The organism is uncultured Empedobacter sp. (assembly GCF_937930195.1).
Classification (GTDB): domain Bacteria; phylum Bacteroidota; class Bacteroidia; order Flavobacteriales; family Weeksellaceae; genus Empedobacter; species Empedobacter stercoris.
Genome location: NZ_CALGVK010000188.1, coordinates 1 through 26,432, shown reverse-complemented (window position 1 = coordinate 26,432; position 26,432 = coordinate 1). Strand labels below are relative to the sequence as shown.

Below are 26,432 nucleotides of genomic sequence, written 5' to 3'. Positions count from 1 at the left end.
GATATTTTTAACCTCTTTAGCAATTGAATCAGAAAATAATAATTTTACCTTTGAAGATGTGTTTCTTAAGCCTATAATGACTACTGTAACACCAGCATTTCCTTTGGCATTATTTATCCATTTAAACGATTGGTATGCAAAACTAATTTCTAATTTATCTGTCAAAATACGTGGCCAAGTCAATGCAACCAATAATCCTTGACAAATAGAATTTGTAGATACAAAAGCTAACTGCGCATTTATATCTTCAATATACTTAGCACCTTTGTAAAACCAAATGGATACATAATCTAAACTTTTGTAGTCTTTTTTAAAGACCAATTCCATATCTGATTTTTGTTCTGCATCTTGGTTTCTACTTCCTAAATAAGGTGGATTACCAATAATGTAGATTTCATCATTTTCTTTTTTAGGACAAACCTGTTCCCAATCAACACGCGCTGCATTCCCAGCAGTTATGTTTCCACTTTCTTTAAGCGGTAAAATAGGATTCGATTTTCCGTAATCTAACAACTCTAACTCAAATACTTGGTTCATTTGGTGTTCTGCTAACCAAAGCGAAAGTATCGCCATTTCATGTGCAAAATCTTTGATTTCTATTCCATAAAACTGAGAAAGTTTAATTTCAGAAAAATAGATTTTACGTTGAGTAGCATTCAGATCTAATAATTCTTTGATAATCTGAATTTCGAGATTTCGTAATTCTTTGTAGGTAATAATCAAGAAGTTCCCACTACCACAGGCAGGATCAAAAAATTTAATCTTTCCTAATCTATCCAATAAAGCTTCTAATCCTTTTATTTTTCCTTTATTTTTCTCAAACTCTTCGTACAAATCATCCAAGAACAAAGGTTTGATTAACTTCAGAATATTAACAACCGAAGTATAATGCATTCCCAAATTATTACGTTCGGCTGGATCTGCAACCGCCTGAATCATCGAACCAAAAATATCAGGATTAATCTCGGACCAATCTAATTCGCCCGAATCCAAAAGAATTTGACGAGCTTTAGTCGAAAATTTAGGACATTGAATATCATCACGAAATAAACCACCATTTACGTACGGGAATTTATCAAAATGAGGTTCAAAACTTCCTTGATTATCAGGAGTATTTAATTTTTTGAAAAGTGTCGTTAAAAATAAATCAACATCAGAACCATCTTTTTTGGTGTTATTTGCAAGTGTTTCTGTAAAAATACTTTTCACTTCAAATATTCCCGTGTCCTCTGCAAAAAAACAAAATAACAAACGCGATAAGAAGATATTTAATTGATGACTTCCTTGTGCAATCCAATCAGGATTGTCAACTACCAAAATATCATACAATTCGCCTAACTTATACGCTGCATCACGATCTAATTTGTTGTCATTACTTACGCGGTAAATCTCGGCACCAGAAAGTGGTAGAAAAAAATCAGTTTGTTCACCTAATTCTTCAATCGGAAACTCTTTATTATTTCCTAATTTGGTGTCAACAGCTAAAACATCTTTAAAATCAGTTACAACAATAAAACGAGGTTTTTGTTTCTTGATTTTTTCGTCTTTTGCTAACTCATCAATCAGGTTTAAAAGATTAGCTTCTTTTTCTACTTTGAAAAATATTTTTCCTTTGTAAAATAATTCTCCATCAACTTTAGAAAGGTTATAATCTCCTTTTTTAAGACGAGTTATTGTAGTTTTAGACAACCCAAATGAGGCTAAGAAATCATAAATAAAGTTTTCTTGCTCAATGTTTTGAGATAAAGTATGTAGATTTTGTTGAATTTCTGATTTTTTCATTTAAAAGTTAGTTGTTAACTTATTGGTGTATTGATTTCAAATTTACAAATTATTATAGAGTTTCTGTTTTATACCAATCCCAAATACTTTCGAAAGAGTTTAAACTATCAATTTCAGATTCATTCAAAACAATATTATCTACTTCGATATCCTTTCTCAAAAAATCTACTATTATGTAAAATAGGTTAACCTTCATTCATGAGTTTTTAATAAAGTGTAAAATCGTTCTCATATTTTAAATTCCGTTCTATAAGCGGGATTAAAGCTGATATACGAGGGGATGAATTAGGGGATGAAATAGCTATTTTTCACTGATTTTCATATCAATCCAAAAAGTATGGACATAAAAAAACCCTCTATTTTAGAGGGTTTTTTGTAACTTTTAGTGATTCTAAAAGTTGCTTTTGTGGAGCTGGCGGGATTCGAACCCGCGTCCAAACAAGCAACAAATAAGCTTTCTACATGTTTAGTCTATTCTTAATTTTCGACGAAATCCTGAGAACAAACACTCTGTCATTCGCTTATCATCTAAAATCTCGAAACCTATCCGATGCACTAAGGTTTCTATTCTTACTTTCCCGTGTTCCTTTATCAAACGCCGTAAGTCAAGGCTTTTGAGGAACATTCAGCTTCTATACCTTGTATAGACGTGGCGAATTCTTACTAAAATTCAGAATTATGCAGCTAAAGCGTACTCTTCGTTGCCAGTTAAAAAGTTGAAGTGCCTGATTAAAGTGAGTACACAACCTATCACTACATGCTTACTTACCCATTGACCCTGCTGTCAAAACCAGTCAGCCCCTTTTTAGTAAATGGTCAATTCAATAATTGACGGATGCCAAATGTACAAATTTTATACCAAATAGAATTAACTTTTTCTAAACATACTTATTCAATATAAATTTTTAAATTAGAACAAGTAAAAAATTTAAAATCACATAAATATGTCAAATTTAGTAAATCTACCAGCTTTCAAAGCGCACTATGACAATTATATTAATGGAAAATTTACGGCACCAAAATCAGGAAAATATTTTGATGTTGTGACACCATTAACAGGAAAAGTTTTCACACAAGCTGCACATTCATCTGAAGATGATATAAGTTTAGCTGTTGATGCAGCACACGAAGCTTTTAAATCTTGGAGTCAAACTTCTGCAACAGAAAGGAGTTTAATCTTAAATAAAATAGCTGATCGAATGGAGCAACATTTACAAGATATTGCTGCTGTAGAAACATATGATAATGGAAAACCTGTTCGCGAAACATTAAATGCAGATATTCCTTTAGCAATTGATCATTTCAGATATTTTGCTTCTGTAATTCGTGCTGAAGAAGGTTCTTTAAATGAACTTGATAAAGATACAGTTTCGATTATTGTTCATGAACCAATTGGTGTAGTGGCGCAAATTATTCCTTGGAATTTTCCAATCTTAATGGCTGTTTGGAAATTAGCTCCAGCTTTAGCTGCGGGGAATTGTATCGTATTAAAACCAGCCGAATCAACACCTATTTCAATATTATTCTTAATTGAAATCATTGGCGATTTATTGCCTCCAGGCGTTTTGAATATTGTGAATGGTTTTGGAAGTGAGTTAGGTCGTGCATTGGTTACAAATCCGAAAGTATCTAAAGCTGCTTTTACGGGTTCTACTGCAACAGGTCGTTTTGTAATGCAGTATGCAACAGAAAATATTATTCCAGTTACATTAGAATTAGGAGGTAAATCGCCTAATGTGTTCTTTGAGTCGGTAATGGATCATGATGATGATTTTCTGGATAAAGCGATTGAGGGAGCTGTATTGTTTGCTTTGAACCAAGGTGAAATTTGTACATGCCCTTCTCGTTTATTAATTCAAGAATCTATTTACGAGAAATTTATTGCTCGAGTTGTAGAACGTGTAAACGCCATCAAAGCAGGAAACCCACTTGATCCAGAAACAATGATTGGTGCTCAAGCATCACAAATTCAATATGATAAAATTTTAGGTTATATTAAACTTGGTAAAGAAGAAGGTGCAGAAGTATTAACAGGTGGAGATGCGAATCATTTACAAGGAGATATCGAAAACGGATACTATATCAAACCAACTTTGTTAAAAGGTCATAATAAAATGCGTGTTTTCCAAGAAGAAATTTTTGGACCTGTTTTAGCTGTAACTACTTTTAAGGATGAGGCTGAAGCGATTGCAATTGCCAATGATACGATTTATGGATTAGGTGCCGGAGTTTGGACAAGAGATGCACATCAGTTGTACCAAGTTCCAAGAGCAATTCAGGCAGGTCGTGTTTGGGTAAATCAATACCATAGCTATCCTGCAGGTGCTCCATTTGGTGGATATAAATTGTCAGGTATTGGTCGCGAAAATCATAAAATGATGTTAGATCATTATCGTCAAACAAAAAATATGTTAGTTTCTTATAGTAAAAAGAAATTAGGATTCTTTTAATAGAACATGATCAAATCATCTAAAAAAAACAATATGAAAAGAGTGGATGCAACAGAAAAAGCGAAAAATCTTCTTCAAGAATTGAAAGAAAAGTATGGTGATTTGATGCTTTATCAAGCTGGTGGTTGTTGTGAAGGAACACAGCCGCAATGTTTTAGAAAAGGCGAATATTATCTTCGTTATAAAGATGTTTGTATTGGAGAGATTGACAATGTCGAATTTTGGGTGGATAAAGATTTATTTGAATATTGGAAATATGCTCATTTCGAATTAGATGTAATTGAAGCAATTGGAGCAGGAGGATTTTCGTTAGAAGTTCCGCTTGGAAAAACATTCAAAGTTAATTATACGCTTTTTACGCAAGATGAACTTGGTCGGTTAGAAGATGTCAAAATCAATTTATAATAGAAAAAGCCATTTGCAATGCAAATGGCTTTTGTATTTATGATAGAAATAATATTATCCTAAAACTTCAATTGCCTTGTTGATACGAGCAATAGTTTCATCTTTTCCTAAAATTGACATAATTACAGGAACATCAGGTCCTTGTAACGCACCAACTAAACTAAGACGTAAAGGCATTCCAATTTTACCAAACCCAATTTCTTGAGTTGTAACAAAATTAGCCATCGCATCGTGTAGTGTTTCAGCATCAAATTCAGACGAATTTAAAACTTCAATAAATTTATTCAAAATCTCTTTCGAATCTTCTTTCCACGCTTTTTTAGACGCTTTTTCTTCGTATGATGTAGGAGCTATATAAAAGAATTGTCCTTGATCGAAAATATCTTTTACAAAATTTGCTCTTTCTTTTAATAATTCTACAACTTTTGCATCCAGAGAAGCGTCTGCTTCAATTCCATTTTCTTTCAAAACTTCCTCAAAAGATGGTAATAATTCTTCAACAGATTTTAGTTGTAAATATTGATGATTGAACCAAGTTGCTTTTTCTGGAGAAAAACGAGCGCCTGATTTCGAAACTTTTTCTAATGAAAACAATTGAATTAATTCATCCATCGTAAAAATCTCTTGATCTGTTCCAGAATTCCAACCTAATAAGGCTAACATATTCAATACCGCATCTGGAAAATAGCCTTCTTGTTTATATCCTTTTGCAATTCCCTCTTCAGTTTTCCATTCCATTGGAAATACAGGGAATCCGTGTTTGTCTCCATCACGTTTACTCAATTTTCCTTTTCCTTCTGGTTTCAAGATTAATGGTAAATGAGCAAAGCGAGGTGCTTCCCAACCAAAACCATCATATAATAATTCGTGCAACGCCATAGATGGTAACCACTCTTCACCACGAATCACATGTGTAATTCCCATCAAATGGTCATCTACAATATTTGCTAAATGATAGGTTGGCATTCCGTCTGATTTGAACAATACTTTATCGTCTAATGTAGAGGCATCAATCGAGATTTTTCCACGAATCATATCATCCAATAGAACTGTACGCGAATCATCAATTTTGAAACGAACAACATAAGGTGTTTCATTTTCAATTAATTCTGTTGTCTCAGCTTCTGTCAACGACAACGAGTTTTTTAAGTTTCCTCTTGTTGACCAATTATAGATAAAAGTTTCTTTATTTTCTTCTGCTTTTGCACGAGCTGCATCTAATTCTTCAGCTGTATCAAATGCATAATACGCTTTTCCATTCGTTAACAATTCGTCTACATATTTTTTGTAGATTTCTTTGCGTTCTGATTGACGATAAGGTCCTAAATCTCCTCCAAAACCAACGCCCTCATCTGGTGTTAGACCTAACCATTTCAGCGAATCAATAATATATTGCTCAGCACCTTCTACATAACGTGTTTGGTCTGTGTCCTCAATTCTTAATAAGAATTTCCCATTATTATGTTTTGCGAAAAGATAATTGTATAACGCTGTACGGACTCCTCCGATGTGTAAAGCACCTGTTGGACTTGGCGCAAATCTTACACGAACTTCTTTTGCCATTGTAATCAAAATTTTTGCAAATTTAAGCTGTTCAAAACTATATTGGATATTTATTTCAATAATATTCTATTTTTTTATCTTCGTTAAATCATTGAAACAATTTTAGAAACCACAAATTATGAAATTATATACGATAGAAACAGGAAATTTTAAATTAGACGGAGGTGCCATGTTTGGAATCGTTCCGAAATCTATTTGGAATAAAACAAATCCTGCTGATGACCGCAATTTGATAGATCTTGCCATGCGCTGTTTGTTGATAGAAGATGGCGAACGATTAATCTTAATCGATACCGGAATAGGAAATAAACAAGATGCAAAATTCTTTGGGTTTTATTATTTATGGGGCGATTTTTCATTGGATAATTCTTTAGCGAAACACGGTTTTCATCGTGACGATATTACGGATGTTTTTTTAACACATCTACATTTTGATCATTGTGGAGGTGCAATTCAGTACAACAAAGAGAAAGATTATCTGGAAGCTTCTTTCAAAAATGCAAAATTTTGGTCGAATGCCAATCATTGGGATTGGGCAGTACATCCAAATCCGAGAGAAAAAGCGTCTTTCTTAAAAGAGAATATAGTACCATTACAAGAAAGTGGACAATTAAATTTTATTGATTTACCACAAAATGGTTCAATATTAGAAAATTCTCCGCTTGGTTTTGATATTCTATTCGTAGATGGTCATACCGAAAAACAAATGTTGCCTATCATCACTTATAAAGGAAAAAAAATAGTGTATATCGCAGATTTAATCCCAACTGTAGGGCATATTCCGTTAATTTATGTGATTGGGTATGATACACGACCTTTAATAACATTAGAAGAAAAAGATGCTTTTTTGAAAAAAGCAGTTGAAAATGATTATATTTTGTTTTTTGAACACGATCATGTCAATGAATTGGCAACCTTAAAATTAACCGAGAAAGGTATTAGGTTAGATCAAACTTATTCATTTTCAGAAGTTTTTGATTCGATTTAAATTCGAAAACTTAACCGAAATGATTTCACAAATTCAGAAAAATATTTTCATACCTTTGTGTTGTCATTAAAAAAATATAAAAGCATGGGATGTGGATCTTGTGGAACTTCTAATGGCCTTCCGAAAGGATGTAACAATAATGGTGCTTGTGGCACTGATGGTTGCGGAAAATTATCAGTTTTTGATTGGTTATCGAATATGCAACTTCCTAATGGACAAGAAAAGTTCAACTTTGTGGAAGTTCGTTTCAAAAACGATCGAAAGTTTTATTATAAAAACGAAAACAACATATCTCTAAATATTGGCGATGTAATCGCTGTTGAAGGAACACCTGGTCATGATATCGGGGTTGTTACACTTACGGGTGAGCTTGTTAGAATCCAAATGAAAAAGAAGAATCTTTCGTGGACTGCGGAAGATGTCAAAAAGGTTTATCGTAAAGCGAACCAAAAAGATATCGAAACTTGGATAGAGTTTCGTGATAGAGAAAAACAAACAATGGTAGATTCTCGAATTATGGCTAAAAACCTTAATTTGGAAATGAAAATTTGTGATGTTGAGTACCAAGGAGATGGAGCGAAAGTTACATTTTATTATACAGCAGAAGGACGTGTCGATTTTCGTCAATTAATCAAAGATTACGCTGGTAAATTTGGCGTAAGAATAGAGATGAAACAAATTGGTTACCGTCAAGAAGCTGCTAAAGTAGGAGGGATTGGTTCTTGTGGACGCGAGTTATGTTGTTCAACTTGGTTAACAGATTTCCGTTCTGTTAGTACAGCTGCAGCACGTTATCAACAATTATCAATCAATTCTCAGAAATTAGCTGGACAGTGTGGGAAACTAAAATGTTGTTTAAATTTTGAATTAGATTCATATTTAGATGCATTGAATCATTTTCCATCAATGGAGAGTCGATTTGAAACTGAAAAAGGTTGGGCACATTGTGTGAAAGTAGATGTTTTCAAGAAAGAAATGTGGTTTGCTTATGACAAAGGTGGAATTATATGGTATAAATTTTCTGTAGATGATATTCAAGAATTTTTAGCGATGACAGCTAAAGGTAAAAAAACCCAGCCTTTAGAAGACTTAGCGAAAAATGTAGAAGAATCAAAACCAGATTTTTCTGATGTTATTGGAGAAGATTCATTAGAACGTTTTGAACGCAAAGAAAAACAGAACAAAAAACGTAAACGAATTAATAAGAACAATCAAAATTCTGGAAACGAAAAAGTTGCTGCTAATGCGAATAATCTAAAACCTCAGAAGGCAAAACAAAAACAGCCTAATGAAGCAAAAGATAAAACGAATCGTCCTGAAAATAAACAAGGTAAGAATCCAAATCAGTCGAAAAAGAATAATCAAATAAGACCGAATAAAAATTCGAATCCGAATCAGCAATCAAATCAGCCAAAAGAGAAGCGTAAGCCAACTCAGGCGAATGAGCAACAAGCTCAACCTAATACTGATCAACAAAAACCGCAAGGAAATAATCGCAATCGCAATCAACAAAAGCGAAAACCGAATAATCCGAGCAATAATAGCCAACAAAACAATCAGGCTAATCAGTTAACTCAACAACCTAAAAAACAGCCTCAGCAAAATACACAAAATACTGAGCAAAATCCGAAAACAAAGGAGGAGAATCAAACCAATAATTCTCAACCGAATCCAAATAAATCGAAAAATCGAAATAAAAAAAGATTTAATCGTGGACCAAAACCAGATGATACGCAACAGTAGTTTGCTTTTTATTTTAGTCTTTTTGTTGTTTAGCTGCGAAGCAAAACATTATTATCAAGACACAAAAGATGTGAAAGATGAATGGAAAAGTAATCAACCTCAAACGTTTACGTTTGAGGTAAATGATCCTAAACCATCGGCTGTTAACATTGGATTTGTCTTAAGAAATAATACGTCGTATGAATATAGTAACTTATATTTGTTCACGAAATTCATCGATCCAAAAGGCAACGAAATGATTGATACTTTGCAGTATTACATTGCAAATCCTGATGGTAGTTGGATTGGAAAAGGAATGACAACAAAAGAAATGATGTTGGTTTACCGCGAAAATTTACCAATAAAAGACTCTGGTCGCTATCAACTAAAAGTTTGGCAAGGTATGCGAACAAAGAATTTGAAAGGAATCGAAGACATTAGTTTGATTGTTGATAAAGCTGAATAATACAGAATGGAAAACAATAAAAATACTAAAACAAGCAAAACTTCTAAAGCAAAAAAGAAGTTCAATAGCTTTTCATTTGCTAAAAAAATAATTGTAACCATTTGGGTACTATTTTTTGGCGCAATAATAGGAGTTTTCGGCATATTTTGGGCAACCTCTAACGGATGGTTAGGTGAAATTCCAAATGTTCGTGATTTAGAAAATCCTGATATTTATGTTTCGTCAGAAATTATTTCATCTGATGGCGTTTTATTAGATCGTTTCGAAGCAGAACGAAGAACTCCGATTGATTACAAAGACTTACCACCACATTTGGTAGATGCTTTATTAGCAAAAGAGGATATTCGTTTCTTTGATCACTCTGGCGTAGACGTTAAAGCCGCTGCGCGTGCAATCACATCGGGTGGTGATTCGGGTGGTGGATCTACGATTACACAACAGTTGGCAAAGCAATTGTACACAAAAGATCCTTCTTCTAACAAAGTAAAACGTGTTATACAAAAGTTAAAAGAATGGGTGACTTCTGTACAATTAGAGAAGTTATATACGAAAGAAGAAATTATTGCCATGTACTTTAATAAATTCGATTTTATTTATGGTGCAAAAGGAATTGAATCTGCTTCTAAGGTATATTTTAATAAAACAACAAAAGAATTAAACTTAGACGAAGCCGCAACTTTAGTTTCGATGTTTCAAAATCCAGTTGCTTATAATCCTGTAAAATATCCAGAAGTTTCGAAAGAAAAGAGAAATCTTGTATTGGATCAAATGATGAAATACAATAAAATTTCTCAAGCTGAAGGTGAAGCAGCAAAATTAGCTCCTTTAGTTACAGATAAGCAAGATATTATGAAACAAGACGAATCGCATTCAGCTTATTTCAAATCAGCTTTAAGAAAAGAGATTAAAGAATGGATGGTTGAATATGAGAAAGAAACAGGGAAATCATATAACCTTGAAAAAGATGGTCTTAAAATTTATGTCACATTAGATTCGAGAATGCAAGCTTTAGCTGAAGCTGCTGTTAAAAAACATTTGAAAGTTTTGCAAGATCAATTTTTTGGAGAACAAAGAGGACGAAGTTTAGCACCATTTTATAATATTTCTGCAGATAAACGATTAAGAATTTTCAAGCAATCTATGCAACGTACAGATTTGTACAAGAAAATGAAAGCAGAAGGGAAGTCGGAAGCAGAAATAGAAACCGTTTTCACAACGCCCCGAGATTCTGTTAAGTTCTTTACATGGAACGGAATTCAATATAAAAAAGGAAAAACTTTAATGGATTCTATCGAATATCATAAACATATTTTACAAGCAGGTTTGATGTCGATGGATCCAAAAGACGGAACAATCAAAGCTTGGGTTGGTGGTATAGATTGGGATTATTTCAAATTTGACCATGTAAAACAAGCTCGTCGTCAAGTAGGTTCTACGTTCAAACCATTTGTTTATGCAACAGCGATTAATCAATTGGGATTAACGCCTTGTCATACCGTTTCGAACGAAAGAATCCCAGGGAATTGGTCTCCTCGTAATGCAAACGGTCGCTATGGAGGTTCTCAAGATTTGAGAACGGCATTGGCTTATTCTACCAATATTGTTGCAGCTCGTTTGATTATGCAAACAGGTACAGAACCTGTGATTCAAATGACACGAGATTTAGGAGTTGAATCGCCAATCGTTAATGATCCTACTATTGCATTAGGTTCTGCCGACTTGTCTTTATACGAAATGGTTGGTGCGATGAGTGCTTTTGCTAATGGAGGAATTTACATTAAACCACAATTAATCTTAAGAATAGAAGATAAACAAGGAAAAGTGATCAAAGATTATACGCCTCAAACCAGAGAAGTAGTCAATGAAAATGTAGCTTACACGATGATTGATTTGATGAAAGGTGTTGTAGACAGAGGTTCAGGTGCTCGTTTGAGAAACCGTTATGGATTAACTGCTGAGATTGCTGGTAAAACAGGAACAACAAACGAAAACTCGGATGGTTGGTTTATGGGATTAACGCCTAATTTAGTAACTGGAGTTTGGGTCGGAGCAGAAGATCGATTTGCACATTTCGCAAGTACAGCAACAGGGCAAGGAGCGAATACGGCTTTACCTATTTGGGCTTACTATATGCAAGATGTGTACAAACAAGGAGGAAAATTTGGTGTAACTGCTGGAGATAAATTTGATAAGCCTAAGGATATCGAAAAGCATTGGGATTGTTCAAATACCTATGGGTTCCATCAGTATGATCAAAGCTATGATCCAGGACCTATAATCGAAGGAAGTGGAAGCGAAAGCGTAGGAGAGAACTACGAAATTCCTGAAGAAGAAATAGAATAACAATTCATATTACAAAAATAGCCACTCAAATTGAGTGGCTATTTTGATTTTTATTCATCTTTATTTTCGTTTTCATTATCAAACTGATTGTTGTAAGCATCACGTTCTTGCGCTAATTTTTTTTCGCGTTGTTTCTTCATAAAATCTCTAATCGTCATATAAGTTAATAACACAACAAGAGCGGCAACTAAAAAATAATTGGCATAGGTAAATATAGTGGTAATCGTATCTGCGACTACATCTTCTGGCGTTGTGTCAACTTGCTCTTCCATAAAATTGTTTTACCTTATAAATTTAGAAAAAGGTTTTAACAAAACAAACAACAAATCGTATCTTTGTAGCTTATAGATTATAAGCAGATGAGTCATCCAAAAAGATATACAATTACAGCAGCGTTACCATACGCTAATGGTCCATTGCACATAGGTCATATGGCAGGTGTGTATGTTCCTTCTGATATTTATGCACGCTTTTTAAGACGTAAAGGAAAAGATGTAGCATTTATTGGAGGATCTGATGAACACGGTATTCCAATTACAATTCGTGCCAAAAAAGAAGGTGTTACGCCACAAGATATTGTTGATCGATACCACGAAAACATCAAAAGTACATTAGAAAATTTTGGTGTAACATTCGATATTTATTCTCGTACAACTTCAGCTAAACACAGAGAAGTTTCGCAAGATTTTTTCAAAACATTGTACAATAACAATAAGTTTACGGAAGAAATTACAGAGCAATTTTACGACGAAGAAGCACACGAATTTTTAGCAGATCGATACATTCGAGGAGAATGTCCAAAATGTCAAAATCCTGATGCCTATGGTGATCAATGCGAGAAATGTGGTTCAACATTAAGTCCAGAAGAGTTAATTAATCCACGTTCTGCATTATCGGGAAATACACCCATCAAAAAAGAAACAAAAAACTGGTATCTACCGTTAGATCAATACCAAGATTTCTTATCAAAATGGATTTTAGAAGGGCACAAAAACGATTGGAAATCGAGTGTTTATGGTCAAGTTAAATCATGGTTAGATGATGGTTTAAAACCTCGTGCTATGACGCGTGATTTGAATTGGGGAGTTCCAGTTCCTGTAGAAGGTGCAGAAGGAAAAGTAATGTATGTTTGGTTTGATGCGCCAATTGGTTATATTTCTTTTACGCAAGAATGGGCGGAGCAAAACGGTAAGAATTGGAAAGATTATTGGCAAAATGAAGAAACGAAATTAGTTCATTTCATCGGAAAAGATAATATTGTTTTCCACTGTATTATTTTCCCAACTATGATGAAAGCGCATGGTGATTACATTATGCCAGACAATGTCCCTGCAAACGAATTTTTAAATTTAGAAGATGACAAAATTTCAACATCTCGTAATTGGGCTGTTTGGGCGCACGAATATTTAGAAGATTTCCCTGGTCAACAAGATACATTGCGTTATGTGTTGACGGCGAATATGCCAGAAAACAAGGATAATAACTTTACTTGGAAAGATTTTCAAACAAAAAATAATTCTGAATTAGTTGGAATTTTAGGAAACTTTATCAACCGTGTTATGGTTTTATCGCACAAATATTACGAGGGAATTGTTCCTTCAAAAACAATCGAATTTGAAGAATTAACAGAAATCAAATATTTTGCAAAACGTATCGGAGATCATTTAGAAAAATATGAATTTCGCGCAGCGCTAACAGAATATATGAATTTAGCTCGTCTTGGAAATCAATTTTTACAAGCACAAGAACCTTGGAAAAAAGGAGATGATGCAGAAGCTGTAAAAGGTATTATGTATGCTGCAACGCAAATTTCTGCTGCATTAGCTCAGTTAGGTGAACCTTTTATTCCATTTGCATCGGAAAAAATGTTAGCGATGATGAACTTAGAGAAAATGTCATGGAACGAATTAGAATCGACGGATGAATATGTTCAAGCAGGTCATCAATTAGGGAAATCGGAATTAATTTTTGCGAAAATTGAAGACGAAGCCATCGAAGCACAAATCAATAAATTAAACGAAAGTAAAGTTAAAAATAACATGACAAACCCAAACGCAGAACCTCAAAAAGAATTGATTTCTTTTGATGATTTTCAAAAAATGGATATCCGTATAGGAACTATTTTAGAAGCGAAAAAAGTGGAGAAAGCGGATAAATTGTTCGAACTAAAAGTAGATACTGGAATGGATGTTCGTACAATTGTTTCTGGTATTGCAGAACATTTTACGTTAGAAGAAATCGTTGGGAAACAAGCAATGGTTTTAGCAAATTTAGCACCTCGTAAAATTCGTGGAATCGAATCGAACGGAATGTTATTATTTGCGGATAAAGCAGACGGAAAATTAACGTTTGTGAATCCAGAAGAAGAAACGCCAAATGGTGTGCAAGTTGGATAAACTTAGATTTTAGCTATAAGTATTGAGATATTAGAAAGCCACTTCATCGAAGTGGCTTTTATTTTGACAATTATCTTATCCTTCTTTCTTCCATTCTTTAATTGAAGAATTGTAAACGTTTGATTCTCCAATACTCAATCCATACCAAATAATATAGACCGAATCGTTTTCTTTTTGATAAAAAACAGGGCTATCCATTTCTTCTGACAATCCAAGTTCTCTAACATTCTCTGGAATTCTATTATTTACTTTTCGAAAATTTTCAACCTTTTCTAATAATTCCTTAGCAAATTTTTCTTTCTTACTTTTGAAACTACAACTATAAAATCCTATTAAAAAAGATAATAAAACAAAAAAAGTTATTCTAACCTTCATCCCTAAACATTCTCAGGAAAAGTAAACGAATCGCGTGCATTCATTTTTTCTTCCACAATTTTGCGTTCTTGTGCAATCAATTTATCTTCTTCTGTTGGAAATTGAAAAATTCCAGAATGTGTACTTTCAATCCGTTTTAAAACCTGATAAGCAGCCAAAGCTTTTTCCGAATTATTTTGATTGATATACACTCGGATTGCTTTCATAAAAGACAAGATATTTTTCTTTTTCAATTCATCTGCTAACAAAAACTGATCGCGTTCTTCGTTGATTTCTAACAATGTTGATAAATTGTTGTCATCAATTTTGTAGTACGATTGTAACATTTGATTGAAAATAATCAAGAAACCATCGTCAGAATTGCCTATCTCCATAGAAATAATTCGCGCCAATGTTTTGTTTAATTCTTGAATATATTTTGAAATAAAATCTTGTTTAATCATCTTAATCTAATTTTTTAGACAGCTTTTCGATTGTTTTCGAAGCATTTTTACCTTCATATAAAATCTTATGAACCGCGTTGATAATTGGTGCTTTTATCTGATATTGTTCATTCATTATCGCCACACCTTTTGTTGCGTAATAACCTTCAGCAACCATATTCATTTCCAAAATAGCAGATTTTACGGTATAGCCTTTTCCAATCATATTTCCGAACATTCGGTTTCGCGAGAAGAATGAATAACCTGTAACCAACAAATCGCCTAAATAAGCAGAATCGTTAATTTTACGTTTTACAGGACTTACTGTTTTTAGAATATGATTCATTTCTCGGATTGCATTACTCATCAAAACTGCTTGAAAATTATCGCCATAGCCCAAACCATGTGCAATACCAGCCGCAATAGCGTAAATGTTTTTTAATACAGCACCAAATTCAGTTCCGTATATATCGTTTGAGAGCTTTGTTTTGATAAAATCACACGCTAAACAATCGGCAACAATTTGTGCTTTTTCTTTTTCTTGTGCTGCAATTGTTAGATAAGAAAGTCGCTCTAATGCTACTTCTTCTGCGTGGCAAGGACCACTTACAATTCCTAATTGTTCTTCTTTTAAGTCGAAGTTTTCAAACAAATATTGTCCGACCAATTGATAATGATCAGGAATAATTCCTTTTATTGATGTTACCACAAATTTATCTGTTAACGGAACAGTTAATTTACTCAAACAATCGGCTACGTAAATAGATGGTACAACAATGAAAATAATATCAGAATTGGCTACAACTTCGTTGATATCTGTTGATATTTTTAGTTTTTCTGATTTAAACTCAACATCAGTCAAATAATTTGGATTGTGTCTATTACGCTCCAAATGGCCTTTTACGTATTCATCTTTTACCCACCAGTTGAAAGTTTCAAGGTTTTTATTCAGCATTTTTGCAATCGCAGTTGCCCAGCTTCCATTCCCTATTAATCCAACTTTACGATTAGATAACTCTATCATAATATATGTATTGAACAGACAAAGTTAATTAATTTGTAGCTTCGGTATTTTGAATTTTACAAAAAGAACATCAATTTTGTATAAATTTTAACGGCCTTGTACAAAAAACTTTTTAGTGAGACCATTATTTATGGTATTGGCTCAATTTTGCCGAGATTAATCATGTTTGCATTGACACCATTTATTATTGGTAAAACTGCAGAAGGAGATTTCTCTATTTTCGGTCAGCTGTATGCTGCTGTCTCATTTCTTAATGTGATTTTGACATTTGGTTTCGAAACAGCATTTTTCAGATATGCTACAGAAGAAAGTTTGTATCAAAAAGTATTGAATACATCTTTTTGGTTTATGACTTTAACTTCATCTGTTATGATGGTGTTGTTGTATGTTTTTTTACAACCTTTGGCAGATTTTGCCAATTACACCGATCATCCCGAATACCTTTTATGGTTTGGTTGGATTGCTTTCTTTGACACCCTTTGTGTTATTCCGTTCGCTGTTCTTCGTTTCAAGAATCGGCCAATTTTATACTCCAGCATAAAAGTTTTTCAGAACGTATTTCAAGCGATTTTAACCATCGTTTTATTGTACTACGTATCTTTTGATGTTATGAATGGATTAGGGTTTGATAATACAATTTCATATCCATTTATCTCAAATTTAATTGCAAGTATTCTTGGTTTTATATTGTTGTTTGGTGTGATTCGTCAAGTACAATTTAAGTTTGATAAACCTTTATTCAAAACGATGTTTATATACGCTTATCCCCTTATGATTGCTGGTTTGGGTTATGTTTTGAACGAAAATTTTGATAAATTAGTTCAACGACAATTTATTGATGAAGATGCTGCAGGTTCCTACGCAGCATGTTATAAATTAGCGACTTTGATGACGCTTTTTGTTACAGCCTACCGAATGGGAATCGAACCATTCTTTTTTAAAGTTGCTAAAAAAGGAGATGCAAAACAGATGTATGCCAATATCCTTTTCTTTTTTAGTATTATTTGTAACATTGTAATTCTCGGAATATTAGCAAACATCGATTGGATTAAGCAACTATTCATTATCAAATCATCTTATTGGATTGCGTTGGATATTGTTCCAATTATTTTAATTGCTAATTTATTTTTTGGAATTTATTACAACCTTTCAACATGGTATAAAGTCACAGATAGAACAAATATCGGAACTATAATTTCATTAATTGGAGGTGCAATCACCATTATATTAAACATCCTCTTATTACCAAAATATGGATTTATGGTTTCTGCATGGACGACTTTAATTGCTTATGGTGTAATGATGGTGATTTCGTACATTTGGGGACAGAAAGTTTATCCGATTCCTTACAAAGTCAATAAAATATTACTTTATATGGGAATTGCAATCGCATTAGGTTGGACAAATTATTTTGTGCTTGATTCTAATTTGATTATTGGTAATCTAATTCTAATCGTGTACATTGCATTTATTGCTTTAGCAGAAAGAAATACACTCAAAAAATTAAGAAAATAAAGATGAAAGTAAAAGTTATTAACATCTCAAAACACGCTTTACCAGAATATAAAACAGCTTTATCTGCTGGAATGGATTTAACAGCTAATATTGATGCTCCAATCGAGTTAAAACCTTTAGAAAGAAGACTTATTCCAACAGGTTTGAGTATCGAATTGCCTGCAGGTTATGAAGCGCAAGTTCGACCTCGTAGTGGAATGGCGTTAAAACATGGCTTAACTTGTCTTAATTCTCCTGGTACAATTGATGCAGATTATCGTGGTGAAATTGGGGTTATTTTAGCAAATGTTTCGAATGAAGCTGTAACAATCAACGATGGAGAGCGTATTGCACAATTAGTGATTGCAAAACACGAAACTATTGAATGGGAAGAAACTCAAAACTTAAATGAAACTGAACGCGGAGCTGGTGGTTTCGGTAGTACAGGAAAACAATAAAAATATCATTCTGACTCGTTTCAGAATCGCATTAAAATTAAAAAGAGAAAATTTGTCATTCTGAGCTTGTCGAAGAATCTAAGATAGAATTAATTTAACTATCAATTATAAACTATCAATCTAACAAAAATATTTTTACAAATAAAATGAAAATTATTATCCCAATGGCAGGACGTGGTTCACGTTTGCGCCCTCATACATTAACAACACCAAAACCTTTAATTCCAATTGCAGGTAAACCAATTGTTCATCGTTTAGTAGAAGATATCGCAAAAGTATGTTCAGAAAAAATTGATGAAATTGCATTTGTAATTGGTGATTTTGGCGATGAAGTTGAAGCTGATTTAATTTCGATTGCAGAAAAATTAGGAGCAAAAGGAACAATTTGTCACCAATTAGAACCACTTGGAACAGCGCACTCTATTTGGATGGCGAAAGAAGCTTTAGACGGACCAACAGTAGTTGCATATGCAGATACATTATTCCGTGCAGATTTCAAATTGGATATGGAATCGGATGGCGTAGTTTGGGTAAAACAAGTCGAAAATCCTTCTGCTTTCGGAGTTGTGAAATTAGATGAGCAAAATGTAATCACGGATTTTGTTGAAAAACCAAAAGAATTTGTTTCTGATTTAGCAATTATCGGGATTTATTTTTTCCGTGATGGACAAAAATTATACAAAGAGATTGAATATTTATTAGAGAATGATATTCAGAAAGGAGGTGAATATCAATTGACAGATGCATTAGAAAATATGCGTGCTGCAGGAGATAAATTTACGCTTGGTAAAGTTGACGAATGGATGGATTGTGGTAACAAAGCAGTTACTGTTGATACAAACACACGCGTGTTGAACTTGGATAAAGAAGATTTTAAAGGCGTTTCAGCAACTGCAACAATCGAAAATTCTTTAATCATTGAACCATGTTTTATTGGGGAAAATGTCGTGATTAAAAACTCAAAAATTGGACCTTTTGTATCATTGGGAAATGGAACGGTTATTGAAAACTCGAATATTGACAATAGTTTGATTCAAGAAAATTCAACGATTAGTAATGCCAATTTAACAGATACAATGATCGGAAATAATGCCAAATATTTTGGTGTTTCGCGTAGTATCAGCTTAGGAGATTACTCTGAATTGGATTTCAAGTCACACGAAGCTTAATAAAATATGATCAAGAAATTAACGTATATCTTTTGCTTAGGAATACTTGCAACAGCTTGTAGCACACAGAAATTAGCAAAAGTTGAGAAAGATAATAAGACAGAAGTTGTATCCGCTTCGGCAAAAATTATTCAACAAACATTGTCTAAAAAATCGTCGTTCAAAGACTTGACGATTAAGGCAAAAGTTATAGCAGATTTGGGAGATGCTAACGCTACGATTGCTGTAAAAAATGGACAAAAGATATGGGTTAATGCAACAAAATTTGGTTTTACAGGTGCTCGTTCATTAATTACACCAGACGGTTTCGCTGCTTATGAAAAAATCGGAGGAACGTATTACGAAGGAGATTTTTCTATTGCAAATAAATTATTGAAAGTTGGTTTTATCGATTATCAAAAATTACAAAATTTGATGTTAGGAAAGGTTTTCGTTGATCTAAATCCGACAGATTACACAGCAAGTTTTGCAAATAATCAATACACAATTACCTATAATAAAAATCAAGCAATTGTAGCTTCTCCAACAGAAGGAGAATATATTCAAACTTATATTTTTGACAATGGTTTTAGATTAATCGAAGCTCATTTGAAAGATCCAAAACGCAAGATGGAAGTAGATTTGACTTATAACAATTGGGTAAAAGCTGGCGCAGAGGAATTTCCGAAAAATGTTAAAATTATTATAAAAGATAAAAAAACGCGCCAAGTAGAGTTGGAATATAATAGTTTTACGTTTCAGGAAACGAACACACCGTTCTCTATTCCAGATGGGTATAAGAAAAAAGATATAAAATAATGAAGTTTGTTTTATCAACGATACTTTTAACGTTGTCATTATCAGTGTTTGCGCAAGTTCCGTACAATAAAGCGAACTTACAAAAACAGAATGCTCAACTAAAAAAAGAGATTATAAATTTAAACAAACAACTCGAGGTTAATAAGAAAAATTCGAAGTTAAATGTTGAATATGTACAGAATTTGACGAAAAAAATTCAAGTTCAATCTAAGTTAGTCAACAATTTATCAAAAGAAAAACGCTTTATCGAGGACGAAATTTATTTAACTCAATTAGAGATTAATAAGCTTTCGCGCGAGTTGGTTGAGCTTAAAAAAGAATACAAACAGGTTTTAGTTCGTGCATACAAGAATAAATCTGTCGAAAATAAATTACTTTTTGTGCTTTCTTCTAAAAGTTTAGGAGAGGCATATCGTCGTATCAAGTATTTAGAGAAATATTCCGCTTTCCAATTGGGACAAGCCAATGAGATTATTGGTAAACAAACGGATATTCAAGCAAAAAAAGCGCAGAAAGAAAAAGCAAAAGACGAGAAAGAAAAAGTACTTTCACAACAAACTTTGTTTAGTCAAAACTTAGAAAAAGAACGCTTATCTAAGGAAAAAGCTGTTGAAGAATTCCGTAAAAACGAAGGAGTAATCGCTGCAGAAATTAATGCTAAAGAAGCACAACAACGTCAAATAGATGCTCAGATTAAAGCCATTATTGAAGAAGAAATTCGTCAAGCTAAAATTAGAGCAGAAAAAGATTTGAAAGATTGGAACGAAGCCAAGCGAGGAAATTCGATTGCATCATACAACGAATATTTGCGAGATAATCCAAAAGGTGATTATGCAAAATCTGCACGTACTGCAATTTTAAGAATTGAAAACGATGCAAAAGCATGGAATATTGCACGTTCTGCACATACAAAACAAGCGTATCAATCTTATCTTAAACATCATCCAACAGGAAGTTTTGTTTCTACGGCTAAAACAGAAGTCGCAAAATTTGAGCAATTAGAACGTGAGGCAGAAGAAGAACGTCAACGCATTATTGCGCAGCGTAAGGCAGAAGAAGAAGCTCGATTAAAAGCTCAAAAAGAAGAAGATGCCCGTAAGATTGCAGCAGCAAAAGCTGAAGCAGAGCGTAAAGCAAAGATAGAAGCAGAACAAAAAGTAGTAACTAAAGTTCCAGAAAAAGAACGTGTCGTAAAAGTAGATGCTGTAAAACCAGCAGAAACACATGCTGAACGCCCAGATTCTGAAGGAATTTCAGGAGAGTTTTCTTCAAACAAAGGTCGTTTACCTTGGCCTGTTGATAAAGGAACTGTCGTAAGTCGTTTTGGTTCAAATTCGCATCCTATTTTATCTAATATTACAACCCAGAATAGTGGAGTTGATATTTCAACTTATCGTGGAGCACAAGCACGTGCTGTTTACGAAGGAGTTGTACAAGCTGTCATGGCTGTTTCTGGAAATGGTAAATCTGTCTTAGTAAGACATGGATCTTATTATTCAGTTTATACAAACTTATCAAGTGTAAGTGTTTCGAAAGGAGATGACGTAAAACGTGGACAATCTTTGGGGACAATTTATACAAGTGGAGAAGGAGAAACAGTGATGAATTTCCAAGTTTGGAGTGGAACAACAAAACAAAATCCTGCACTTTGGGTAGCGGGAATGTAATAAATAAATTATATATTTGCATTAAAATCAATTCAATATGGGAATGTTAGGAGGTAAAGAGTGGATAGTAATTCTATTGTTTGTATTACTATTATTCGGGGGTAAAAAAATTCCTGAATTAATGCGCGGTTTAGGTTCTGGATTAAATGAATTTAAAAAAGCAACTCGCGAAGATAACAAGCCAGAAGACACAACTTCTGAAAAGAAAGAAAATTAAATTATCTTTTTAATTAAATAAAAAGGCATTGTAGTTGAACAATTTTGATTACAATGCTTTTATTTTATAAACACATACAAAACATGAAATTTACAGATAAAGCTTGGTCAATTTTTAATCAAAGTATTAATGATTATCACCAATACGATGATGTAAATCGTCAAATCGAGAATCCATATAGCGAGGAAGATTTAATCGCTCACTTATTGTACAAAAAGAATTGGATTGATACCGTTCAGTGGCATTTAGAAGACATTATTCGTAACCCTGAAATTGATCCAGTTGAAGCATTAAGCTTAAAACGTTGGATTGATAAATCAAACCAAGAGCGTACGGACATGGTAGAATATGTGGATAGCTGGTTTTTACAACAATACGCAGATGTAGATGTAAAAGCAGATGCTACATACAACACAGAGTCTCCTGCTTGGGCAGTCGATCGTTTCTCGATTTTATCGCTAAAAGTGTATCACATGAAGCAAGAAGCAGAACGTGAAGATGCTACAGCTGAACACAGAGCTGCTTGTCAAGCTAAATTGGATGTTTTGAACCAACAACATCATGATTTATCAACTGCGATAGAAGAATTATTGGCTGATTTTGCTGCTGGAAAAAAATACATGAAAGTGTACAAACAAATGAAAATGTATAATGACGAGGACTTGAATCCTGTTCTTTATGCAAATAAAAAATAGATTTCACTTTTAGCTGAAATACAAAAACTCATTTTTTTTTTAAGATGAGTTTTTTTTTACCCAAAACTTATTCGGTGAATCTAAAAAATAAAAAGTATTTTTATAGTTACTGTAAAATTAAACACATGAGAAAAAATTATTTTAAACCTTTTATTTTAGGTTTGAGTTTCTTTTCAGTTTCAGTTTTTGGTCAACAAGAGAAACCAAAATACGATTACCAAGAAGCTTTCAAACCTTTTTTTTATCAAAATAACGCAACAGAAACTCGTTCGGCAAGTGGAAAACCAGGTCATAATTATTGGCAAAATCGCGCGGATTATAACTTGAATGTAAGTTTGAACGAAGAAAAAAATGAAATATCTGGAACTTCGGAGATTACGTATACCAATAATAGTTTTGATGATTTAGATTTTTTGTGGTTACAATTGGATCAAAATTTATTCAAAACAGACTCTCGTGGAAGTGCATTAGTACCAATGTCTGGTAGCCGATACGGTGATGCTACTTCTCAGTTTGAAGGTGGTTATAAAATCAAATCTGTACAAATAGACGGAAAGGAAGCAAACTATACCATTTCTGATACACGCATGCAAATCGACTTGGTGAATCACTTGAAAGCAAGAGGTGGTAAAACCAAAATAAAAGTAGAGTATTCGTTTGTTTCACCAGATTATGGTGCAGATCGAATGGGTGTTGAATCAACTAAAAATGGTAAAATTTTTACAATGGCTCAATGGTTTCCTCGCATGGCTGTTTACGATGATATCATGGGATGGAACACATTACCCTATTTAGGGCCTGGAGAATTCTATTTGGAATATGGAGATGTAACTGCAAATATTACAGTGCCATCTACTCATTATGTGGTTGGTTCGGGAGAATTATTGAATCAAAATGAAGTGTATTCGAAAGAAGAAGTCAATAGATGGACGAAAGCCAAATCAAGTGATAAAACCGTTATTATTCGTTCTGCTGATGAGGTAAACAAATCGACAAAAGTTGCAAAAGGAACAAAAACGTGGAAATTTAAAATTCAAAATACGCGCGATTTTGCTTGGGCTTCATCATCTTCGTTCATCTTAGATGCAGCAAAAATTAATCTTCCAAGTGGTCAAAAATCGTTGGCAATTTCGGCTTATCCTGTAGAAAGTGATGGCGAAGCAGCTTGGGGAAGATCAACAGAATATACAAAAGCATCCATTGAGCATTATTCGAAACAATGGTCAGAATATCCTTATCCAGCGGCTACAAATGTTGCGGGAAATGAGGGCGGAATGGAATATCCGGGAATTGTATTTTGCCACATGAACTCGAAAGGAGAAAGCCTTTGGGGTGTTACAGATCACGAATTTGGACACATTTGGTTTCCAATGATTGTAGGTTCTAATGAACGCGTTCATGGTTGGATGGACGAAGGTTTCAATACGTTTATTAATGATATTTCAACAAAAAATTTTAACAACGGAGAGTACTATAAAAAACAATCGTTGCAACGAATGGGAGGGTTTTTATTTGGCGAAAACTTAGAACCTGTTACCACACAACCAGATAATATGCGCGAACGTAATATTGGAACGTTGTTGTATTACAAACCTGGAATTGGAATGAGAATTTTGCGTGAAACGATTTTAGGAGAAGAAAGATTTGATAAAGCTTTGCGTCAATACATTAAATATTGGGCGTTTAAACATCCAACGCCAGAGGATTTTTTCCGTACGATGGAAAATGTTTCGGGAGAAGAATTATCGTGGTTTTGGAGAGGTTGGTTCTTGAATAAATGGACAATTGATCAAGGAATTAACAGTGCAAAATATGTAGATGGGGATTATAAAAAAGGCTTGATTTTAAAAGTCGAAAACTTTGGTCAATTACCAATGCCAACAACTATTCAAGTCAATTTTAAAGATGGAACTTCGCAAGAAGTAAAACTACCAATCGAAGTTTGGAAGCGTAATACAGAATGGACATTCAAAGTGCCTTCTACAAAAGAAGTGACAACTGTACAACTTGATCCAAAAGGTGCCTTACCTGATACAGATCTTAAGAATAACACATTCAATATGGCTGATGCAAAACCTATTGAAAAGATTAATCCAAAGGATTATGAAGGAACATATACGAATAAGGAAATAGACGCATCTTTTTTATTGATTTCGGAAAATAGTAAGTTGAGTTTAACATTTGTTGGTCAAAATATTCCTTTAGAATATACAGGAAATAATACATTTATCAACGAACAAGCTGGACTTGAATTGATTTTTGCAAAAGATAAAAAGTCATTCACATTTGAAGAAGGTGGGCAAAAATTTGAGTTTACGAAGAAGTAAAATTGTTTAAGTGACAAAAAATAATAAAACTAAAAACCACTTCGCAAGAAGTGGTTTTTAGTTTTGAAATTATTTTGTTGTTGTACTTTCAGGTTTTAAATACAAATCGAAGTAATCTGTAATTTTTTGCATTAAATGTACACGATCTTTTCCACGAACATTATGCTCATGTCCAGGATAAATAAAGTAATCCATTTGAACACCATTCTTAACAGCTTCACGAACAAAATCAACCGAATGTTGCCAAACGACAACTGGATCTTGTGCTCCGTGAATCATTAATAATTTACCTTTCAAATCTTTTGTACGATTAATTAAATTTGATGTTTTGTAACCTTCTGGGTTATCTTGTGGCGATTCCATGTAACGTTCTGTGTACATAATTTCGTATTGTGTCCAATCTAAAACAGGTCCACCAGCAACGCCAACTTTGAAAACGTCAGGTTTACGTAACATAAAGGATGTTGTCATAAATCCACCATAAGACCACCCATGAATTCCCATACGATCTGCATCTACGAAAGGCAATGTTTTTAAGAAATCTACACCTTTCATTTGGTCATTCATTTCAGTTGTTCCTACATTTCCGTGAATCGCTTGCTCAAATTTTAACCCTCTATTTGCCGATCCACGTCCGTCCATTGTAAACACAACGTAGCCTTTTTCTGCTAAATGATCGTACCAAAGATTTCCTGTTGCAGGAAAACGATTGGTGATTAATTGTGCGTGAGGACCATTGTATAAATAAACGATAACTGGATATTTCTTCGATTGATCAAAGTTGGTTGGATAAATTAATTTTCCATACAAATCTGTTCCATCATCTGCTTTTAACGTTATATTTTCAACTTTTGCCGTATTGTAATTTGCTAAAGGATTTTGAGCAGTTAAAATATTTTGTTTTAACTTTCCATTTGCTGCAATTACATCAATTTTACGAGGCGTGTTATCATTGCTCCAGTTATCCACAATATATTCACCGTTCGATGAAACTGAAACATTATGTGTTCCTGCATCTGTAGTGATTTTACGTAATTTGCCATTCTCCCAATTTACCGCATATAACTGACGTTCTTTTGGAGAATCTTTTGTCGTCATGACTAACAACTCTTTTTTCTTTGCATTTTCACCAACAAGATCTGTTACAATCCAATCGCCCTTTGTAATTTGGTTCAATAATTTTCCATCTGTATTGAAACGGTATAAATGCATAAAACCATCACGTTGCGACCACCAAATAAATTCGTTTGATTTTCCTGGAATAAAATGCAATTCATTTTGAGGTTCTACATATTTTGCATCATCTTCCTTGAATAATGTTTTAATCAATTTCCCTGAAATAGCATCATATTGATTCAATTCCATGTGTTTTTGATTACGAGAAAGTAAAGCAATATAAATATGTTTTTCGTCTGGTGACCAAGTAACAGAAGTTAAATAATGGTCAACTTCTGGTTGAGTTTCTAAGAAAATCGTTTTTTGTGTTGATGGATTATAAACTCCTAATCTAACGGTGTGATTTTTTGTTCCAGCAAACGGATATTTGATGTTTTTGTTTACTGCAGGTTGTACCGACCAATCGATTATTGGATAATCAGTTACCACCGTTTGATCCATTTTGTAAAATGCAACTAAATTTCCTTTTGGAGAAATGAAAATTCCTTTGTGAAT

23 protein-coding genes and 1 other RNA gene are annotated in these 26,432 nt (G+C 33.5%); 15 read left to right on the top strand and 9 right to left on the bottom strand.

Annotated elements, in window-relative coordinates; translation table 11 throughout:
• The 3 genes from Q0616_RS11450 to ssrA all read right to left on the bottom strand — a co-directional run.
• Positions 1-1,782 (bottom strand): DNA methyltransferase (locus Q0616_RS11450; protein ID WP_298777031.1); only part of this gene is annotated, 1,782 nt, incomplete at its 3' end.
• A gap of 52 nt (positions 1,783-1,834) precedes the next feature.
• A complete protein-coding gene (locus Q0616_RS11445; protein WP_284583004.1) occupies positions 1,835-1,978 on the bottom strand; it encodes a hypothetical protein in 144 nt (47 codons plus the stop codon).
• A 208-nt stretch (positions 1,979-2,186) separates the two neighbouring features.
• Positions 2,187-2,584, bottom strand: a transfer-messenger RNA (tmRNA) gene (gene ssrA, locus Q0616_RS11440).
• 142 nt (positions 2,585-2,726) lie between these two features.
• Between ssrA and Q0616_RS11435 the strand changes: the two genes are divergently transcribed.
• Together Q0616_RS11435 and Q0616_RS11430 are read left to right on the top strand one after the other, a co-directional pair.
• Positions 2,727-4,232: an aldehyde dehydrogenase family protein gene (locus Q0616_RS11435; RefSeq protein ID WP_188319351.1), complete on the top strand. Its 1,506-nt coding sequence runs from the start codon at positions 2,727-2,729 to the stop codon at positions 4,230-4,232.
• Between the two features lie 33 nt (positions 4,233-4,265).
• Complete coding sequence (locus Q0616_RS11430) at positions 4,266-4,637, top strand: DUF779 domain-containing protein (RefSeq protein WP_171623582.1); 372 nt, start codon at positions 4,266-4,268, stop codon at positions 4,635-4,637.
• A gap of 54 nt (positions 4,638-4,691) precedes the next feature.
• Here Q0616_RS11430 and gltX read toward each other — a convergent pair whose 3' ends face one another.
• Positions 4,692-6,200 carry a glutamate--tRNA ligase gene (gene gltX, locus Q0616_RS11425; RefSeq protein ID WP_225541340.1) on the bottom strand — a complete coding sequence of 503 codons (1,509 nt, stop codon included), beginning with the start codon at positions 6,198-6,200 and terminating at the stop codon, positions 4,692-4,694.
• Positions 6,201-6,318: 118 nt separating this feature from the next.
• Between gltX and Q0616_RS11420 the strand changes: the two genes are divergently transcribed.
• The 4 genes from Q0616_RS11420 to Q0616_RS11405 all read left to right on the top strand — a co-directional run bounded on the left by Q0616_RS11420 (position 6,319) and on the right by Q0616_RS11405 (position 11,719).
• The gene (locus Q0616_RS11420) at positions 6,319-7,188 is read left to right on the top strand and encodes an MBL fold metallo-hydrolase (protein WP_298777027.1); all 870 of its coding nucleotides are present in this window, start codon (positions 6,319-6,321) and stop codon (positions 7,186-7,188) included.
• An 84-nt stretch (positions 7,189-7,272) separates the two neighbouring features.
• A complete protein-coding gene (ricT, locus tag Q0616_RS11415; protein WP_298777025.1) occupies positions 7,273-8,931 on the top strand; it encodes a regulatory iron-sulfur-containing complex subunit RicT in 1,659 nt (552 codons plus the stop codon).
• Positions 8,915-9,376 (top strand): gliding motility lipoprotein GldH, encoded by a 462-nt coding sequence (locus Q0616_RS11410; protein WP_171623578.1) that lies wholly within the window; start codon positions 8,915-8,917, stop codon positions 9,374-9,376. The genes ricT and Q0616_RS11410 overlap by 17 nt, the downstream gene beginning before the upstream one ends.
• A gap of 6 nt (positions 9,377-9,382) precedes the next feature.
• Positions 9,383-11,719, top strand: a complete 2,337-nt coding sequence (locus tag Q0616_RS11405) for a transglycosylase domain-containing protein (protein ID WP_298777024.1) — start codon at positions 9,383-9,385, stop codon at positions 11,717-11,719.
• A gap of 50 nt (positions 11,720-11,769) precedes the next feature.
• Here the strand turns inward: Q0616_RS11405 and Q0616_RS11400 are convergent, their stop codons facing one another.
• A complete protein-coding gene (locus Q0616_RS11400; RefSeq protein ID WP_171623576.1) occupies positions 11,770-11,991 on the bottom strand; it encodes a hypothetical protein in 222 nt (73 codons plus the stop codon).
• Positions 11,992-12,078: 87 nt separating this feature from the next.
• On the opposite strand from Q0616_RS11400, the gene metG reads away from it, so the two are divergent.
• Positions 12,079-14,115, top strand: a complete 2,037-nt coding sequence (gene metG / locus Q0616_RS11395) for a methionine--tRNA ligase (RefSeq protein WP_171623575.1) — start codon at positions 12,079-12,081, stop codon at positions 14,113-14,115.
• Between the two features lie 75 nt (positions 14,116-14,190).
• On the opposite strand, the gene Q0616_RS11390 is transcribed toward metG, so the two are convergent.
• The 3 genes from Q0616_RS11390 to Q0616_RS11380 are packed head-to-tail and all read right to left on the bottom strand — an operon-like array spanning position 14,191 to position 15,936.
• Positions 14,191-14,490 carry a hypothetical protein gene (locus tag Q0616_RS11390; protein ID WP_171623574.1) on the bottom strand — a complete coding sequence of 100 codons (300 nt, stop codon included), beginning with the start codon at positions 14,488-14,490 and terminating at the stop codon, positions 14,191-14,193.
• 2 nt (positions 14,491-14,492) lie between these two features.
• Positions 14,493-14,933, bottom strand: a complete 441-nt coding sequence (locus Q0616_RS11385; protein WP_171623573.1) for a hypothetical protein — start codon at positions 14,931-14,933, stop codon at positions 14,493-14,495.
• 1 nt (position 14,934) lies between these two features.
• Positions 14,935-15,936 (bottom strand): NAD(P)H-dependent glycerol-3-phosphate dehydrogenase, encoded by a 1,002-nt coding sequence (locus Q0616_RS11380; protein ID WP_171623572.1) that lies wholly within the window; start codon positions 15,934-15,936, stop codon positions 14,935-14,937.
• A 96-nt stretch (positions 15,937-16,032) separates the two neighbouring features.
• Here Q0616_RS11380 and Q0616_RS11375 point away from each other — a divergent pair, with 96 nt between their 5' ends.
• From Q0616_RS11375 to Q0616_RS11340, 8 genes are all read left to right on the top strand, one after another.
• A complete protein-coding gene (locus tag Q0616_RS11375; protein ID WP_171623571.1) occupies positions 16,033-17,451 on the top strand; it encodes an oligosaccharide flippase family protein in 1,419 nt (472 codons plus the stop codon).
• A 2-nt stretch (positions 17,452-17,453) separates the two neighbouring features.
• Positions 17,454-17,888, top strand: coding sequence for a dUTP diphosphatase (gene dut / locus Q0616_RS11370; protein ID WP_171623570.1), 435 nt, complete (start codon positions 17,454-17,456; stop codon positions 17,886-17,888).
• 146 nt (positions 17,889-18,034) lie between these two features.
• Positions 18,035-19,057: a sugar phosphate nucleotidyltransferase gene (locus Q0616_RS11365; RefSeq protein WP_171623569.1), complete on the top strand. Its 1,023-nt coding sequence runs from the start codon at positions 18,035-18,037 to the stop codon at positions 19,055-19,057.
• A 6-nt stretch (positions 19,058-19,063) separates the two neighbouring features.
• Complete coding sequence (locus tag Q0616_RS11360) at positions 19,064-19,855, top strand: DUF4292 domain-containing protein (protein WP_298777022.1); 792 nt, start codon at positions 19,064-19,066, stop codon at positions 19,853-19,855.
• Positions 19,855-21,522, top strand: coding sequence for a peptidoglycan DD-metalloendopeptidase family protein (locus Q0616_RS11355; RefSeq protein WP_298777020.1), 1,668 nt, complete (start codon positions 19,855-19,857; stop codon positions 21,520-21,522). Before Q0616_RS11360 ends, Q0616_RS11355 begins: the two co-directional genes overlap by 1 nt.
• 37 nt (positions 21,523-21,559) lie before the next feature.
• Positions 21,560-21,739, top strand: coding sequence for a twin-arginine translocase TatA/TatE family subunit (gene tatA, locus Q0616_RS11350; RefSeq protein ID WP_171623567.1), 180 nt, complete (start codon positions 21,560-21,562; stop codon positions 21,737-21,739).
• A gap of 83 nt (positions 21,740-21,822) precedes the next feature.
• On the top strand, positions 21,823-22,434 hold the full coding sequence (locus Q0616_RS11345) for a DUF4254 domain-containing protein (protein WP_171623566.1): 612 nt from the start codon (positions 21,823-21,825) through the stop codon (positions 22,432-22,434).
• Positions 22,435-22,559: 125 nt separating this feature from the next.
• Positions 22,560-24,761, top strand: coding sequence for a M1 family metallopeptidase (locus Q0616_RS11340; protein WP_298777018.1), 2,202 nt, complete (start codon positions 22,560-22,562; stop codon positions 24,759-24,761).
• A gap of 69 nt (positions 24,762-24,830) precedes the next feature.
• Here Q0616_RS11340 and Q0616_RS11335 read toward each other — a convergent pair.
• The coding region (locus Q0616_RS11335; protein ID WP_298777016.1) for a DPP IV N-terminal domain-containing protein at positions 24,831-26,432 on the bottom strand (1,602 nt) is incomplete at its 5' end.

What these genes read in the sequence shown, in the direction of transcription:
- Q0616_RS11445 (WP_284583004.1), bottom strand. Translation starts at nt 1,978, where the DNA reads ATGAAGGTTAACCTATTTTACATAATAGTAGATTTTTTGAGAAAGGAT.
- Q0616_RS11435 (WP_188319351.1), top strand. Translation starts at nt 2,727, where the DNA reads ATGTCAAATTTAGTAAATCTACCAGCTTTCAAAGCGCACTATGACAAT.
- Q0616_RS11430 (WP_171623582.1), top strand. Translation starts at nt 4,266, where the DNA reads ATGAAAAGAGTGGATGCAACAGAAAAAGCGAAAAATCTTCTTCAAGAA.
- gltX (WP_225541340.1), bottom strand. Translation starts at nt 6,200, where the DNA reads ATGGCAAAAGAAGTTCGTGTAAGATTTGCGCCAAGTCCAACAGGTGCT.
- Q0616_RS11420 (WP_298777027.1), top strand. Translation starts at nt 6,319, where the DNA reads ATGAAATTATATACGATAGAAACAGGAAATTTTAAATTAGACGGAGGT.
- ricT (WP_298777025.1), top strand. Translation starts at nt 7,273, where the DNA reads ATGGGATGTGGATCTTGTGGAACTTCTAATGGCCTTCCGAAAGGATGT.
- Q0616_RS11410 (WP_171623578.1), top strand. Translation starts at nt 8,915, where the DNA reads ATGATACGCAACAGTAGTTTGCTTTTTATTTTAGTCTTTTTGTTGTTT.
- Q0616_RS11405 (WP_298777024.1), top strand. Translation starts at nt 9,383, where the DNA reads ATGGAAAACAATAAAAATACTAAAACAAGCAAAACTTCTAAAGCAAAA.
- Q0616_RS11400 (WP_171623576.1), bottom strand. Translation starts at nt 11,991, where the DNA reads ATGGAAGAGCAAGTTGACACAACGCCAGAAGATGTAGTCGCAGATACG.
- metG (WP_171623575.1), top strand. Translation starts at nt 12,079, where the DNA reads ATGAGTCATCCAAAAAGATATACAATTACAGCAGCGTTACCATACGCT.
- Q0616_RS11390 (WP_171623574.1), bottom strand. Translation starts at nt 14,490, where the DNA reads ATGAAGGTTAGAATAACTTTTTTTGTTTTATTATCTTTTTTAATAGGA.
- Q0616_RS11385 (WP_171623573.1), bottom strand. Translation starts at nt 14,933, where the DNA reads ATGATTAAACAAGATTTTATTTCAAAATATATTCAAGAATTAAACAAA.
- Q0616_RS11380 (WP_171623572.1), bottom strand. Translation starts at nt 15,936, where the DNA reads ATGATAGAGTTATCTAATCGTAAAGTTGGATTAATAGGGAATGGAAGC.
- dut (WP_171623570.1), top strand. Translation starts at nt 17,454, where the DNA reads ATGAAAGTAAAAGTTATTAACATCTCAAAACACGCTTTACCAGAATAT.
- Q0616_RS11365 (WP_171623569.1), top strand. Translation starts at nt 18,035, where the DNA reads ATGAAAATTATTATCCCAATGGCAGGACGTGGTTCACGTTTGCGCCCT.
- Q0616_RS11360 (WP_298777022.1), top strand. Translation starts at nt 19,064, where the DNA reads ATGATCAAGAAATTAACGTATATCTTTTGCTTAGGAATACTTGCAACA.
- Q0616_RS11355 (WP_298777020.1), top strand. Translation starts at nt 19,855, where the DNA reads ATGAAGTTTGTTTTATCAACGATACTTTTAACGTTGTCATTATCAGTG.
- tatA (WP_171623567.1), top strand. Translation starts at nt 21,560, where the DNA reads ATGGGAATGTTAGGAGGTAAAGAGTGGATAGTAATTCTATTGTTTGTA.
- Q0616_RS11345 (WP_171623566.1), top strand. Translation starts at nt 21,823, where the DNA reads ATGAAATTTACAGATAAAGCTTGGTCAATTTTTAATCAAAGTATTAAT.
- Q0616_RS11340 (WP_298777018.1), top strand. Translation starts at nt 22,560, where the DNA reads ATGAGAAAAAATTATTTTAAACCTTTTATTTTAGGTTTGAGTTTCTTT.